At 45.3% G+C, this 15,335-nt stretch carries 11 protein-coding genes, 1 tRNA gene and 1 riboswitch; of the genes, 6 read left to right on the top strand and 6 right to left on the bottom strand.

What is annotated here, in order from left to right:
• Positions 1 to 113 precede the first annotated feature (113 nt).
• Positions 114 to 1,310, bottom strand: a complete 1,197-nt coding sequence (locus BOC67_RS19740) for an IS256 family transposase (RefSeq protein WP_291912690.1) — start codon at positions 1,308 to 1,310, stop codon at positions 114 to 116.
• A gap of 164 nt (positions 1,311 to 1,474) precedes the next feature.
• Here BOC67_RS19740 and BOC67_RS19735 point away from each other — a divergent pair, with 164 nt between their 5' ends.
• Complete coding sequence (locus tag BOC67_RS19735; RefSeq protein WP_291912689.1) at positions 1,475 to 1,894, top strand: hypothetical protein; 420 nt, start codon at positions 1,475 to 1,477, stop codon at positions 1,892 to 1,894.
• Positions 1,895 to 3,023: 1,129 nt separating this feature from the next.
• On the opposite strand, the gene BOC67_RS19730 is transcribed toward BOC67_RS19735, so the two are convergent.
• The 3 genes from BOC67_RS19730 to BOC67_RS19720 all read right to left on the bottom strand — a co-directional run bounded on the left by BOC67_RS19730 (position 3,024) and on the right by BOC67_RS19720 (position 7,980).
• On the bottom strand, positions 3,024 to 4,427 hold the full coding sequence (locus BOC67_RS19730) for a hypothetical protein (RefSeq protein ID WP_291912686.1): 1,404 nt from the start codon (positions 4,425 to 4,427) through the stop codon (positions 3,024 to 3,026).
• Between the two features lie 117 nt (positions 4,428 to 4,544).
• Complete coding sequence (locus BOC67_RS19725) at positions 4,545 to 5,495, bottom strand: hypothetical protein (RefSeq protein WP_291912685.1); 951 nt, start codon at positions 5,493 to 5,495, stop codon at positions 4,545 to 4,547.
• A gap of 118 nt (positions 5,496 to 5,613) precedes the next feature.
• A complete protein-coding gene (locus tag BOC67_RS19720) occupies positions 5,614 to 7,980 on the bottom strand; it encodes a TonB-dependent receptor (RefSeq protein WP_291912684.1) in 2,367 nt (788 codons plus the stop codon).
• Positions 7,981 to 7,993: 13 nt separating this feature from the next.
• Positions 7,994 to 8,087: riboswitch (TPP riboswitch) on the bottom strand.
• Between the two features lie 142 nt (positions 8,088 to 8,229).
• Between BOC67_RS19720 and BOC67_RS19715 the strand changes: the two genes are divergently transcribed.
• The 5 genes from BOC67_RS19715 (at position 8,230) to BOC67_RS19695 (ending at position 11,759) form a co-directional block, all read left to right on the top strand.
• A complete protein-coding gene (locus BOC67_RS19715) occupies positions 8,230 to 8,637 on the top strand; it encodes a single-stranded DNA-binding protein (protein ID WP_291912683.1) in 408 nt (135 codons plus the stop codon).
• Positions 8,638 to 8,992: 355 nt separating this feature from the next.
• Positions 8,993 to 9,064, top strand: a tRNA-Met gene (locus BOC67_RS19710).
• A gap of 125 nt (positions 9,065 to 9,189) precedes the next feature.
• Entirely contained in the window at positions 9,190 to 10,059 is an 870-nt protein-coding gene (era, locus tag BOC67_RS19705; RefSeq protein ID WP_291912682.1) for a GTPase Era, read from the top strand.
• Between the two features lie 67 nt (positions 10,060 to 10,126).
• Entirely contained in the window at positions 10,127 to 11,440 is a 1,314-nt protein-coding gene (gene der, locus BOC67_RS19700) for a ribosome biogenesis GTPase Der (protein ID WP_291912681.1), read from the top strand.
• 88 nt (positions 11,441 to 11,528) lie between these two features.
• On the top strand, positions 11,529 to 11,759 hold the full coding sequence (locus BOC67_RS19695; protein ID WP_291912680.1) for a hypothetical protein: 231 nt from the start codon (positions 11,529 to 11,531) through the stop codon (positions 11,757 to 11,759).
• Between the two features lie 105 nt (positions 11,760 to 11,864).
• Here the strand turns inward: BOC67_RS19695 and BOC67_RS19690 are convergent, their stop codons facing one another.
• Entirely contained in the window at positions 11,865 to 12,737 is an 873-nt protein-coding gene (locus BOC67_RS19690) for a transglutaminase-like domain-containing protein (protein ID WP_291912679.1), read from the bottom strand.
• A gap of 56 nt (positions 12,738 to 12,793) precedes the next feature.
• Positions 12,794 to 15,145: a type I DNA topoisomerase gene (topA, locus tag BOC67_RS19685; RefSeq protein ID WP_291912678.1), complete on the bottom strand. Its 2,352-nt coding sequence runs from the start codon at positions 15,143 to 15,145 to the stop codon at positions 12,794 to 12,796.
• Positions 15,146 to 15,335 lie beyond the last annotated feature (190 nt).

Here is a 15,335-nt window from a genome sequence, read left to right as displayed (position 1 = left end):
CTTGTTGTTCCATAAAAAAAAACTGTGTTAAAGGTCTTGTTTTTTTAGCCTTTGACACAGTTTATTTTACAGTCTCGTGTGTAAACTTTAAAACCGGGGAATCAAATTGATAATTATATTCTCACCCTTTTATCAAATATAGTTAAGAACTGATTTAGGATCATGCCCCAGTTTCTAATTGGCATGGTCCATTTTTTTGATACTTCCCTTAAAGCCAGATACACGGATTTCAACACTGCATCATCAGTTGGGAAAGACAGCTTGTTTTTAGTATACTTTCTGATTTTCCCATTCAGGTTTTCGATTAGATTAGTTGTGTAGATGATCTGCCTGATCTCCAGCGGGAAGTCAAAAAAGACAGTGAGTTCCTCCCAGTTTTCGCGCCAGCTTCTGATGGCATATGCATACTTTGCACTCCATTTAACATCCAGGGCATCAAGAGCAGCCATGGCAGCTTGTCTGGTTGGAGCTGCATAAACATCCTTCATATCGGTGGTAAACTCTTTTTTATCTTTCCAGACCACATAGCGGCAACTGTTACGTATTTGATGTACGACACAAACCTGAGTGGCAGACTGTGGGAACACAGATTTGATGGTCTGCGTAAAGCCATTAAGGTTATCGGTGGCCGTTATTAGAATATCTTCCAGGCCACGGGCTTTCAGATCAGTAAGTACAGTCATCCAATAAGCAGCAGATTCATTTTTGCCCAGCCACATTCCCAGAACCTCCTTGAGGCCATCTCGCTTTAGCCCCACAGCGATATAAACGGTTTTATTCACTACTTTGCTATTCTCCCGAACCTTAAACACAATGCCATCCATCCAGACTATGAGGTAAACAGGTTCTAATGGCCGATTTTGCCAGGCTACAATATCTTCTGCCACCCTGCTGGTGATGCGGCTGATTGTAGCAGTGGAAACATCAAATTTGTATATTTCTCTTATTTGCTCTTCGATGTCGGACACGCTCATTCCCTTGGCATAAAAAGACACAATTACCTCTTCCAAGCCTTGGACCATCCCTTCCCGTTTAGGTACGATCATGGGATTAAAACTGGCGTCACGATCTCTGGGGATTTTTATCTCAGATTCACCGTAGCTGGTCTTAATCTTCTTTTTGCCGTAACCATTACGGCTATTGGCACTATCATTGGGTTCATGCTTGTCATAGCCCAAATGGCTATCCAGCTCGCCCTCCAGCATCTTTTCTATGCCCCGTTTCTGAATCTGGGCAAGAAAATCGTTTAGCTGATCAGCTGTTTTAAACTGCTTCAGAAAGTCGTCTGATAAAAAATCCTCTGTCTTCATAAAACTGTATATCCGTTAAAGTTAAAAAATCGGAGACAATCCCCGATTTTTATCATTTACACAGTTTATGAGATAGTGTCCAATGGAGGATCAGTTCAAGTCACTACACAAAATCAAACTAAAATTGGAGGTTCAATTTCCTCATACATTTAATGGTAATAATTATGAAAAGGATTATTTCTAGTTTACCCTTAGCAGTCATTTTTTGCCTGATGGTATATACTATTTATGTAGTATCAACTACAAATATTATATTCTCTTATGAGCATTATATTGGACTTACTTTAATAGTTTTCGCAATAGTGGCCTTGCCTTTTAGTCGGAAAGCTTCCACTATCGCTACCTTCGTAGCGTTGTTGCTCGCAACTTTTAGCATTGCCGCATTTACTCCTATCATTTCAAGGGTAAGGTTAGGTTATACAATTAATGGTAGAGGGCTTGATTTAGTCCTTCAACCATATTGTATTCTTCTATTAGTGCTTTTTTTAATTTTCAATTGGAAATATTTATACGACCTAAAAAAAGAATGGTTTGGGAAAAGCAGGATCTTTACAAAACCGATAGACGAGCATATTAATAGATAGTCTGTTTACAATTTTTTATTGATAGATGTTATAATCGTGAAAAAAATTACTTTGTCTTATCCTTGAATAGGTTTGCACCAAAAGTGTAAACTATGAAGAAGATCATTGAACCAGAAAATGGTAGTTAATTGGAATTTGACAAGCACTTAATCATTAAAGCCTATTAGAGCTGCTCAAATAGAACAAAGCAATCCATCTGGGAAGAATATACAGTTCATCTCTAGGAACATGGAAGGGTTTTGAAGAATTTAATGATTTTAGTGCGAGGACTTATGACCAGCAAGTAGGTAGGTTGTACTAAAAAAGATAAATAAAAATTGGATTATGAAATTAACATATTCAGTGGTTTTTTGTCTTTTTACTGCTGCTACTTCAAACTAGTTCCTGTAATTATCATATTAATACAATAACAGGAGAAAAGAAGATGAAAATAATGCAGGGTAAATATGAAAAATACAGCTTTCATTGCAGTGTTCTTATTTTGTGCCTGCAAGTATCAACAGCCATCGAGCTGTAATACGAAATATACAATTGATATCCGGAGCATTAATGCTTCCATGGCTTACACTACCCTTTATCATGTAAACGATGACAGCATATCAGTTGAGTTTATCAATGAAGTGGAAGGTGGTCGAGACTCAATATTGTTAAAGCGGCCCCTAATCCAGGCAGAGCGAACAAGTCTTTGTAACTATCTTTCTACATTTGATATCGACACATTAAAGACCGATTACATTAACCAAAGAGTAGATGACGGTGACCAGAAACGAATAACGTTGCAGATTGGAAACAAAAATAAAACGGTTAACATATCCAATTTTTATCAGAAAGAGATGATTGGTCTTTATGATGTGATTAATAATGTAATAAATGATGATCGGTATAAGATTAAGTATAGGAAGTAAATATGTTGAATAAGTACCAGTACTCCCGCGATGCTATTGCAAGGGCCGTTGACAAAGATTGTAAACTGAAAATACGCATAACTGTGTAGAAGCAGTTTTATCATAAACGGTGGACAAATTATTTCCTGCGCTACTACCAATTACCATATTCAACCGTGCGTACGATTTTCCTGCGAGCCCTGTTATCAGCAACATGCCAAGATGATATAGAATTACTTGGAATATTAGAAATTATACCCCATCCTCAGCTTAACCGGATCCGTCCTCGGTACATGGCTGTTATACAGGAAATCAAACAATAACGATACATCCCCCTTCATCTTTGCGCTCACTTTGTATTTCTTCTTAATCCCCAGCAATGCACTGGAGGTCCACATTTCGGCATTTGGAACTGAGGGATTAATATGTACCGGCTGGTAATTTTGCTCATACCCGCCGTTTAAAAAGAACGTATTTTTCAGTTTCCAATCCACAAATGACCGGAGGCCCAGGCCTTCGCTTGAAATCGCTATCTTATTAAACCCTTGTCCGAGTCCTAGCTTATAAGATGCGCCTACGCCGGCCACCCCATTCTTATGAAATTTATAACCAATCTGTCCTGCAATATCGCTGGTGGTGGGGTAGAAGCTGGTATTTCGTGCGAACTGTATATTACCTCCATATTCCAGCCTTTGCAGGAATCTTTTTGACTTCATTTCGTTCGGTTTGAAATTCGGCATTTCACCGGCATTATCCAGGTCAGGAAACTTACTTTTCAACTCATTCATTTTTGCCCTGGCTTCAGCCATGGACTGGCTGACTGCCTGTGAGGCATTTGGACCACTACCCAGGCGCTGCTGAATCAGTTGTTCCACCTGAGCACGGGTTTGCAAGCCCTCCAGGTTTGGGGCTTCCCCACCACCTCCGAGGTTGCTGCCAAGGAGAGAAGCCAGGTAACTGTGCTTAGCCATAAAGTCATTATAGGCAGGGATCTTTTGCGCAATCTCCAGGGCTTTTTTCTCAATCTTCTTTTTATCGCTAAAAGCTTCCTTCAGCTCTTTAACCTGTTGCGTATAATAGTAGGCTTCCTTGTTAATACCTTTGAGGTTGCCTGCCAGTTCGGGAAACTTACCTAACTGAGCATTCAGAAGCTGCCTGCGCTGCTGGATAAATGCCTTGGCTTCATTGAGTATCGCCAGCTTGTCCTGTAAGGCGGTAACGGATCTGAGGCTGCTATTCAGCTGTGGAAGTTTATCGTTACCCTGCTTGAGGAAGTTTAATGTATTGAAAAGGCTATCAACACCAGGGGTATTTGTCAGAATATTTTTCCCCGGAATTTTATCAGTTTTGGCCTTCAGCTTATCCTTGAAGGAAGTAAACTTCTGCTGGCTTTCGTTAAACAATGCCTTTGCCTGAGAGGAGTCCACCTTCATCAATTTCTTTTTCATCTTCTCCTCATATTTAGCAAGACGGTTCAGGGCTTTCTCCGTACGGGCAGTCAACTGCCTGTTGAGCGCATCCGCTTTATGTTGTACTGCAGAATAGTATTTCTGTGGTATTTCTTTGGACTTTTGCAGCAGGCTATCCTGTGCCCATACCAGTTGGGCACAGCAAATGAAACAGGTTATTATCAGGTATATGGGTCGCATTTATTGATGGTTTACGCGAGGAGCGTATTGGATGAATCGCAAATGTATATAAGATTTACCTTGATTTCCAGATAACCAGGAGATGCTGTACATATTTTATATTTTGGAATTTGTTCCTTATTTTTTTAAACGCTCTTCCAGCACTTTAATTTTTTCCCTTTGATCCTCCAATTCTTTATTTAATTTAATAAGATAAAGGGTTAATTCCTCTATTTTTTGCTGCTGAATTACCTGTAAGGCTGCAATATCCTGTCCATTGTCGCTTATCTCAGTAGCTGTTGGGGTGCCGGGGAGATGTTTATGCTGCCGGATAAATTTGTCCAGTTCATGTAAGGAGGGAAGTTGATAATCGCTTGCAAAAACATAGTCCGGCCAGTTGGCAGGGTTTTTCACAGTTACTTTTCCAAAAATGGCGTTACCATTTACGGCAAGTTTGTAACCATTAGCATTGTAGGTGCCAATTACCATGGAGCCCATAAATACATTGGTACCGGCGCCGTTAAAAGTCATATTCCTGCCTGAGCTAACCCCATTCGACTGAACATAGGGATCAATAGCAGTCTTGTATGTCAGGGGTGCATCGTCCGGGACAGCCATTGGTAGCGCATTTTGAACTCCATCGTAGATATATGGCGTCATGGTGCAGGTACAACTGTAGTTATAGGTAGTATTACCACGTAACCAAATTACGATGCCATTTAATGCATTGCCTCCGGTCGGATCGCCCCAGCCAGCAATAAACTCATTTGGTGAATCAGCTGTAATCCCCTCGTTTATTTCGGCATCAATAAAGTTTGCGCCATTGCCCCAATTTGTCACGTGATATCGGAATTTAGACATTAGGCTGCCTCGCCACTTGCCATCAACATGTATGTCTGACCGTCCAATTTCCAATTCTGTTGCCTTGTTGTTGAACCATTCGCAATCAGTAAACAGTACAGGATAAAACTTGTCAAGGTCACCTTCCACACGGAAAGAGGCCTTCGTTTGGGCATGAGTATTCAACGCAAAGGTTAACAAAACAACGATTGCAGTTAATTTCCTGCTAAGAAATAATCTGAAATTCATAAGTATATGGGTAATGGTTAAACTACGAATAATAAACCTGCTCACGGCAAATATATAAAAAAACAAAAGCGCGGTAACCATAATTACCACGCTTTTATCTTGTCCCCAATTTATCTCACTAAAACCCTACACTCACCCCCACAAAAAAGTTAAACCCGGCCATCGGATAATAATAATTATCCGGCACCACCTTACCATCCACATACATTCCATAAGTACTGCCGTTCGGTTCATATTTCCTGTTGAAAATATTATTCAACATCAACTGCACCCCTAATTCACGGAACAGTGATTGCGGAATGGTATAACCAAATCTCAGGTCGCTCACATAGTAATCAGATAAGCTGGCGTTTTTATCCCCGGTGTTATCCAGGTACTGCCTGCTCACATACTTACCCAGCAGGTTGATGTTGAGGTTTTTAACCGGTTTGGCGGAGAGGGTATAGCCCCCGACAAAGTTGGGAGAGAAGGAAATAGGCGTAGTGCCAAATTCCACCGTATGGGGGTTATAATCACCATCGTAATATACCCCATTGAAATTTTTCACTTTATTATCAGAGAGTGCGGCATTGGCTGCAATGGTAAATACATTGCTCAGCTTAGCCGTTCCTGTTACTTCAATACCCATGCGGTAGCTTTTCGGGATGTTCGTGCGTATATAGGCGCCCACATCATTAAGCTGGCCGGTTTGTACCAACTGGTTTTTATAATCCATGTAGTACACATTTGCCTGGATGTTCACATTACTGTTATGCCAGCTGTAGCCGGCTTCTATGTCGCGCAACTCTTCCGGCTTAGGCTCCCTGGCGCCGATGTTGGATTCGAAGTCGGTGCGGTTAGGTTCCTTATGGCCAACGGCTATGCTGGCAAAAAGGCGGCTATTGGGATTAAGGAAGTAGTTGATACCAGCCTTGGGGTTGAAGAAGTTGTACTTCACCTGTGGCTTGTAATTGGCATTATCATCAAAGCCGTACATGTTGTATTGTACATTGCGGTATTGCAGATCCACAAACAACTGGAAGGCTTCGGTCAGGTTATACTGGCCTTTCCAATAGATGTTGAAGTCATTTTTGTCGGCCGGGAACCGGTGGTACTCATGGTCCTTATCAATGCCCACAGAAGCCCAGATAATGCGGTCGTAATGCTCCCCTTCATAGCGGTTCCAGCCGCCGCCGAGGCTCCAGTTAAATTTATTGCCGGTCCTGTTCACAGAAAAGATGCCACCGTAAAAATAGTTATCCAGCCAGAGCTGGCGCACCAGGTCCGTCGTATCCACAGTAGCTCCATTGATTACCGGAGGCGTCAAGCCGTACTTAGTGAACGGCTGGTTAGCTTTGTACTGCTCATAGTAGCCGCGACCGCGGGTAAGGTGGGCAGCCACGTTGAAATTCAGGTGCGAATTGATTTCCTGGTTGTAAAATAACTGGTAGTGATCCTGCTGGTAGTTGTCTGTTTCGTTATCGTATGGCGTACCCGGCTTTTCGGTACCGGCAGAATTGTAGGTCCGGTCCGTTTTCAGCAAGGCTTCCGGCACGCCATTCCAGGCCTGGTAGGTGCGTTCTTTGCCGGAGAAAACGTTGAGTCGGATCGCGGTTTTCTTGCTGATGTAAGCAGCGGAAGTATAGAATGACTTCAGGTCAGAAGTAGCACGATCGATATAACCATCGGAAGTGATCTTAGATAAGCGGGCGTCGATAGTAAAGTGATCCCCGATCAGGCCGGAGCCTGCGCGTACCGTATTCTTCCAGCTGTTGAAGGAACCGAAGCTGCTGTTGATTTCACCGTAGGCCTTCTCGCGGAATTCGTTGGTACTGAGGTTGAGCGTAGCGCCAAAAGCGCCGGCGCCGTTGGTGCTGGTACCTACGCCCCGCTGCAGTTCTATGCTGTTCACAGAGCTGGCGAAGTCCGGCATATTTACAAAGAAAGTCCCCTGGGATTCCGCGTCATTGATAGGAATACCATTTACCGTAACATTGATACGGGTGATATCCGAGCCGCGCACGCGCATGCCCGTATAGCCGATGCCGGTACCCGCATCTGAGTTGGAAACAACGCCTGGTTGTTGGTTAAGTATAAATGGCAGGTCCTGGCCCATGTTCGCTTTCTTGATTTCTTCCGCGTTCATGCTGCTGTTTACAAAAGGGGAGTTTTTTCCCGCGCGGAGGCTGCTGATCTCCACCGGTTTTACAAAGAGCCCCGTTTCTTCCATAGCAATGTCAGCCCGTGAAGAGCCGTTGGCATCTATGCTGACTGCATATGGCTTAAATCCCAGGAATGTGGCAGTAAGCGTATAGGAGCCGCTCTTTTTGAGAGGGATACTAAAATGTCCTTTGCGATCCGTCAGTGCGCCCTGTTGGTTCACAGATACGGATACGCCTTCCATAGGTTGGCCGTTGGCTTTGTTGGTAACAGTGCCGGTTACGACGGATTGTGCTTGTACGGTAGCAGCTGTAAACAGCAGCACCCACAACAGTAACTGTTTCATGTTAAAAATGTCTGTTAAGTATTTTTCACTTTCCTAACCAGCATTACCTGGTCCAGGTTCTATGGGTGTGATCTCAGCCTGAAAGTAAGGCACCCCATGTGAAAGCGGCAGATTGGCCGTTTCCGGTACAAAGGTAGTAAGCGATGCCTGAAAAAAATAAAATATTTTTTGGGCAATGGTATTTTCGGTATTTTCAAGGACTTCTCTCAATCATCATCAATTTTTTTTAACCATTTAATTTTTATTGAGATGATTAAGTTGCAGTTGATCGGCAATTTAGGCCGTGACGCCGTAGTCCGCGAGGTAAACGGCAGTACAGTTCTTAGTTTTACGGTAGCGGTAAACGAAAAGTTTCGCGACAAGGCAGGTGTGCTAAACGAGCGCACCATCTGGGTGGACTGTAGTTTGTGGGAGCGCCCTCAAATGGCGCCTTACCTGCTGCAGGGAACGCTCGTACATGTCGAAGGCATCCCTAAAGCGGATTCGTATGTAAACAGTTCCGGCGTGCTGTCCAGCATTCTTCGCCTGAAGGTCTTTTCACTGCAGCTCCTTAGCCGCAGGGATGATGACAAGCGAAAGGCGTCCGCTGTAACTGCTCCTCCTATCGTGGAGGCGGAGCCGGAATTAGAAACGCCGGCGGATGATCTGCCCTTTTAGGATAGCAACATCGCAGCTCCGGTGAATCTTTCCATCCGGAAGCTTCGCACGGATGCCCGCATCCCGCCAGTGTAAAACCGGCATTTCACGAACTGTAAAACCTCCGCGGATAACCGCCTTTCCAATCAAAAGGCACTGTTCCCTCCTGTAACAGTTCCGCAACACAACAGGAACCCCTGCAGTTAACCTGCGTCCTGACACTGAAATTATGCGCATTCCTATAAAAGTCACGCCCCAGGCGTGACTTTTCTTGTTTTATTATTCAATTGATAATCAATAATTTATATTTTTAATTTTCGAATTTCATTAAATTTATTTGGAGTTTTCTCAAATCTTCTTATCTTTGCACCCTCATTGCGAGGTAGAGCAGAGGTAGCTCGTCGGGCTCATAACCCGAAGGTCAGTGGTTCGAATCCGCTCCTCGCTACAAAATATTAGTAAAAGAGCCGAAGAAATTCGGCTTTTTTTATTTGCGGAAGCGCCACCGGACAACCCTCTGCCTTAGTTTGGTGTTTTAGCTAAAGATGACTTCAATTTTTAATAGGGATTAAGATGCACAAAGCAGGTTTTGTAAATATTTTCGGAAAGCCCAACGCGGGAAAGAGTACTTTGTTAAACGCCATCATCGGCGAAAAACTGGCTATTATTTCTCCTAAAGTGCAAACCACCCGCCACCGTATCACCGGTGTGCTCACAGAACCAGGCTACCAGATCGTTTTCTCCGATACACCGGGTATCATAGATCCTAAATACAAACTCCATGAAAAAATGATGTCGGCCGTGAAATCCGCCCTGGAAGATGCGGACGTAGCCCTGCTCATCATGGATGCAAAGGATAACCTGGAAGAAAACCTGGAGCTCTTCAACTCGCTTAAACTGAAAGTACCCAGCATCCTCATCCTCAATAAAATGGACAACCTGTCCAAAGAGGAAATGGAAACGCTCATCGCCAAATGCACCGAATGGGGAAAAGCCAAAGCTATCGTACCTATCTCTGCCCGTCAGCAGAAAAACATCAAGGAACTGCTGGCCGAGATTGTAAACCTCCTCCCCGAAGCCAACGCATTCTACCCGGACGATACGCTAACGGATAAGTCTACACGCTTTTTCGTAGCCGAAATGATCCGCGAAAAAATCTTCCAGCTCTTCGAAGAAGAGATTCCTTATCATACAACAGTAATCGTTACGCAATTCCAGGAAAAGGAAACGCTGACAAAAATTACTGCCGAAATAATTGTTACCAGAGAATCACAGAAAGCGATCATCCTTGGCGAAAAAGGTAAGTCCATCCGTGAGCTGGGAACAAGGGCCCGTCAAGATATTGAGAAATTTATCGAACGCAAGGTTTTCCTCGAACTGTTTGTAAAAGTTCGTGGCAAATGGAGAGATAATGACCTCTTCCTGAAAGAATACGGGTACTAATTAATAAATTCCTGGGCAGCCCCGCTGCAACAGGTGATTACGACAATCAATTAATAAAACCAGAGAAATGGCAGGATTTACAGTTGCTATTGTAGGCCGCCCCAACGTGGGGAAATCAACATTATTTAACCGTTTGCTGGAACAACGCAAGGCCATCGTGGATGACCAGAGCGGCGTTACCCGCGATCGCCAGTACGGCGTGGCCGACTGGAACGGTAAAACTTTTAACGTAATCGATACCGGCGGTTTTGTTGCCGGCAGCGATGACGTATTCGAACGCGAAATCCGTAAACAGGTAAAGATAGCTATGCAGGAGGCTAACCTCCTCCTCTTTATGTGCGATGTAACTACCGGTATTACCGACCTCGATGCAGACGTGGCCGACTTGCTGCGCCGCAGCTCCAAGCCGGTGTACCTCGTGGTAAACAAAGTGGATAACCAACAGCGCGCACTGGAAGCTACCGAATTCTACAGCCTGGGATTTGATAATATTTACTTCCTTTCCTCCATGTCCGGCAGCGGTACCGGCGAGCTCCTGGATGATGTGGTGACCAACATCACCGAGGATATGGGCGAGGCTTCCATGGAAACCAACATCCCTAAGATCGCCATCATCGGCCAGCCAAACGTGGGTAAATCCTCCCTGCTCAATGCGCTGGTAGGAGAGGAGCGGAACATCGTTTCCGATATCGCCGGCACCACCCGCGATACCATCCATACCCACTACAACATGTTCCAGAAGGAATTCATGCTCATTGATACGGCCGGTATCCGCCGCAAAACCAAAGTGCAGGAAGACCTGGAATTCTATTCCGTAATCCGTGCCATCAAAGCCCTGGACGAAGCGGATGTGGTTATGCTGCTGCTCGACGCCGAAAAAGGCATCACCGCACAGGACCTCAACATTTTCAGCCTCGCCGCCCGAAAAGGGAAAGGGGTAGTGGTACTGGTAAATAAATGGGACCTGATAGAGAAGGCCACCAACACCGCCCGCGATTACGAGAAAGAACTCAAAAACAGGCTGGCGCCGTTCTCCGACGTGCCTATCATCTTCACCAGCGTGATAGAAAAACAACGTATTTTCAAAGCCATCGAGGTAGCCCTGGAAGTTTACGAGAACCGTACCCGCAAAATCCAGACATCCAAACTCAATGAGGTGATGCTCAAGGCCATCGAAGCCTATCACCCGCCTGTGGTACGCGGTATTCCGATCCGGATCAAATACGTGACCCAGTTACCGACACATACCCCGGCATTTGCGTTTTTCTGTAACCTCCCGGACGATGTGAAGACTCCGTACAGGAATTACCTGGAAAACCAGCTCCGTACTAACTTTGACTTCCGCGGAGTGCCGATCAAAATCTTCTTTAGAAAGAAATAATTTAATCAGTTGCAGGTATAAATATTTTGTAATTTGAATTTATTGAATACCTTTGCGCCGGTTTTAAAAAACTATAAACAACACACAAATGAAAAAATTATTCGTTTTCGCAATCGCTGCAGGTATGTTCTTTGTAGCTTGTAACGGTGGTAAATCTGAAGGTACTGATTCTACTGCAACTGCTGTTGACACTATGGCTGCTGCTCCAGTAACTGAGCCTGCTGCTGCTCCAGCTGATTCTGCTGCTACTGTTGATTCCGCTGCTGCTCCAGTTGCTGATAGCGCTGCTGCTGCTGCTCCAGCTCCTGCTGCACACTAAGAATTTATCATTTCGATAATATTCTTGCAAGAAATTAAGAAGCCCATCGCTTATGCGGTGGGCTTTTTAATTGGTCAGAAAACAACCTATTTATCTCACAATAACTTATTCTTCTAAAATACTGCTCAGGTTCATCAGCTCGTCCTGCCGGTACTGATCCTTATCCTCCCGGAAACATTTTGCCAGTTCTTCCAGCAATAACTGTATAATTCGTTTATTAGACTGCGGCTTGAAATAAGACGGTACCGCCGGCACCGATACCCGCTTCAGGTAAGTATCCACATCCTGCTGGGTATAAATCTGCCCCTGCAGCGGGTCTATATAAAAGAGAATCCGATAGTCGTCCGGCTCTACCGGCATGGAAAAATCCACAAAAGAATCGAAATACGCCAGGATAAACTGCCGCGGTATATTCACCGCATATACCGGCAAATCCAGCATGCTGCAAAGCGCCTGGTAGATGATGCCATTCGTAAACGGATTGCCTTTCTTGGATTCTATGACCTGGTTTAGGAAAAACTGGTTCCTCCGCTGGTAGGAAATCTCTTCCCCCTTCAGTCCGAAGTAATTATAAATCATGCTGTTAAGCACATTTATCTGTTCCAGTGGGGTCAGGTAGTTATTAAGCTCCAGCCAGATGTTGCGCTTGATGCGCTCAATCTCTCCGGTGATCTGGGAACGGGCCAGGTCGGGGAATTGATAACGGGCGGTGAGTATCGCTCCTTCAAGGAGGTCCTGCTGTTCCGACAGGCTCCAGGTACGCAGGGCAGCCTGCAAATCCTGGTAGTGTACACGATGTATGAGCAGCTCTATCCGCTCCTGTATCGACTCGTCAATTGTATTCTCCCACAAATTCTCCAGGTTCGGGATGATCTCTTTACCATACAGCAGAATCTTGCTGGCCACGGTATCGAAAACCTCCTGATCCGGATCATCCAACAGGTGGAACAAAGCGTTTATTTCTCTGTTTTCGTGCATGTCAACGATGTAACAATGGTCAATCCCACCGCCAATGTTCCCTTGAAACCGGCTGTTTAGGCCTTTTTCTTCCTTGGCGGGGCTTTCTTCTTCGGTGGATTCGCCTTGGCCTCCTCAATGATGGCTTTGGCTTCTTCCACAGTAATTTCTGCGGCCTGGTCTATCCTCTCTTTGGGGATCTTATAGTTCTTAAGACCCTGCTTGATATAAGGACCGTAAGGGCCTTTCAGGATCTGTATCTTCTCTTTCTCAAATACTTTAATGGTACGTTCGTCTTTGGCAGCACGCTTTTCCACGATCAGCGGCGCTACTTCATCCAGCTCCACTGTATAGGGGTCCATTTCCTTTTTCAGGGAATAAAACTTCTTATCGTGTTGCGCATACGGACCAAAGCGGCCTATGTTAATAATAACGTCCGAATCTTCGAACTGCCCCAGGTTACGCGGCAGTCTGAACAGCTCCATCGCATCTTCCAGGGTTATGGTTTCGATGCTCTGGGTAGGCTTCAGCTTCGCGAAACGCGGCTTCTCCTCATCTTCAGCCTGGCCAATCTGGATCATCGGACCGTAACGACCCATACGGGCCACAATCGGTTTGCCGGTGGACTCTTCCACGCCCAGCTGACGCTCGCCTTTCACACGCTCCGCTTTTTCCAGGGTGTTTTCCACATCCTTATGGAAAGGATTGTAGAACTCAGCCAGCATTTTATTCCACACCTTTTTACCATTGGCAATCTCGTCGAACTCACCCTCAATTTTGGCAGTAAATCCATAGTCCATTACGGAATTGAAATACTGGTTGAGGAAGTCCGTAACGATCATACCCAGGTCGGTAGGGAAGAGCTTCGACTTTTCAGCGCCGGTATTCTCGCTCTCGGTCTGTTTGCTGAGCTTGTCCCCCTTCAGCGCCAGGATACGGTATTCTCTTTTTACCCCTTCTTTATCCCGCTTTTCCACATAACCGCGTTTCTGCACGGTTGTAATGGTAGGAGCATAGGTAGAAGGGCGGCCAATACCCAGTTCTTCCAGCTTTTTAACGAGGCTGGCCTCCGTATATCTCGGAGCAGGGCGGGAGAAGCGTTCGGTCGCTTTCATCTCTTTCAGGTCCAGTGACTGTTTTACAGATAATGGCGGCAGAGATCCTTCCTGTCCTTCTTCTTCATTTACGTCCTCATCATCGTGGCTTTCCATGTACACTTTCAGGAAGCCGTCAAATTTCAGCACCTCCCCACTGGCGGTCAGCTCCTCGTGGTTGGTGGAAATATCGATCTTGGCGATGGTCTTTTCCAGTTCTGCATCGGCCATCTGGCTGGCAATGGTACGCTTCCAGATCAGCTCGTACAGCTTACGGGTATCGCTGTCGTCTACAGTGGTGTTTTCCATGTAGGTCGGGCGGATAGCCTCGTGCGCTTCCTGGGCGGACTCGTTCTTGTTCTTGAACTTGCGGTGCTGGTGGTATTTATCTCCCCAGTTACCCACAATCGCTTTCTGGATATCTGCCAGGGCAGTGTCAGAAAGGTTCACAGAGTCCGTACGCATATAGGTAATGTTACCACTCTCATACAACTTTTGCGCCAGCAACATGGTCTTGGATACGCTGTAGCCCAGTTTGCGGCTCGCTTCCTGCTGCAGGGTGGAAGTAGTGAAAGGGGCAGCCGGCGATTTCTTACCGGGCTTTACCTGTATGTCTTTTACCGTATAGGCGGCGCCGATACACTGCTGGAGGAACTTCTCCGCATCTTCGGCAGTTTTAAACTTATTAGGGCCCTCTGCTTTAAAGGAAATACTCTTACCGTTAATGTCCTTACCGGTAAACCAGGCTTCCACTTTAAAGGTGCTGACAGGGTTGAAGGCGTTGATCTCCCTTTCCCTTTCCACGATCAGGCGTACGGCAACGGACTGTACACGGCCGGCGGAGAGGCTGTTGCGCATGCTCATCTTGCGCCAGAGCACAGGAGAGAGCTCAAAACCCACGATGCGGTCCAGTATCCTGCGGGCCTGTTGCGCGTTTACACGGTCCATATCCAGCTTGCGGGGATGCGCCACCGCATTTTCAATTGCCGGCTTGGTGATCTCGTGGAAAACGATTCTTTTGGTGTTCTTCGGATCCAGACCCAATACCTCGCATAAATGCCATGAAATGGCTTCCCCTTCACGGTCCTCATCCGTTGCGAGCCATACCTCATCGGTATCCTTGGCCAGCTTCTTCAGGTCTTTTACAACCTTTTCCTTATCTTCCGGTATAACATATTTAGGCTTGAAATTATTATCAATGTCTATCCCCATGTCGTCCTTCTCCAGGTCACGTATGTGACCGAAGCAGGATTTGACTTCAAAGTCCTTTCCCAGGATCTTTTCAATGGTTTTGGCCTTTGCTGGGGACTCAACTATAACTAAATTTTTTGCCATGTATGCTTCTTTAATATGCTGCTAAATACGCAAAATTTCGTAAAATAAAGGATTACGAATTCTGCAAGTATATAAAAGTACCTTGAAAATAAAAAATAAGGTACTCGTATTAGTTTAAATTCACTTGTAATGTAATGAAAAAACGGATACCGGCGTAAACGCTGTATATTGGCGGGCTGAATCCCTGTTT

It is taken from the genome of Chitinophaga sp. CB10, from assembly GCA_001870995.2.
In the GTDB taxonomy this organism is placed as follows: Bacteria; Bacteroidota; Bacteroidia; order Chitinophagales; family Chitinophagaceae; genus Chitinophaga.
The sequence above is the reverse complement of the archived record's forward strand: the minus strand, read 5'-3'. Positions and strand labels throughout refer to the sequence as shown.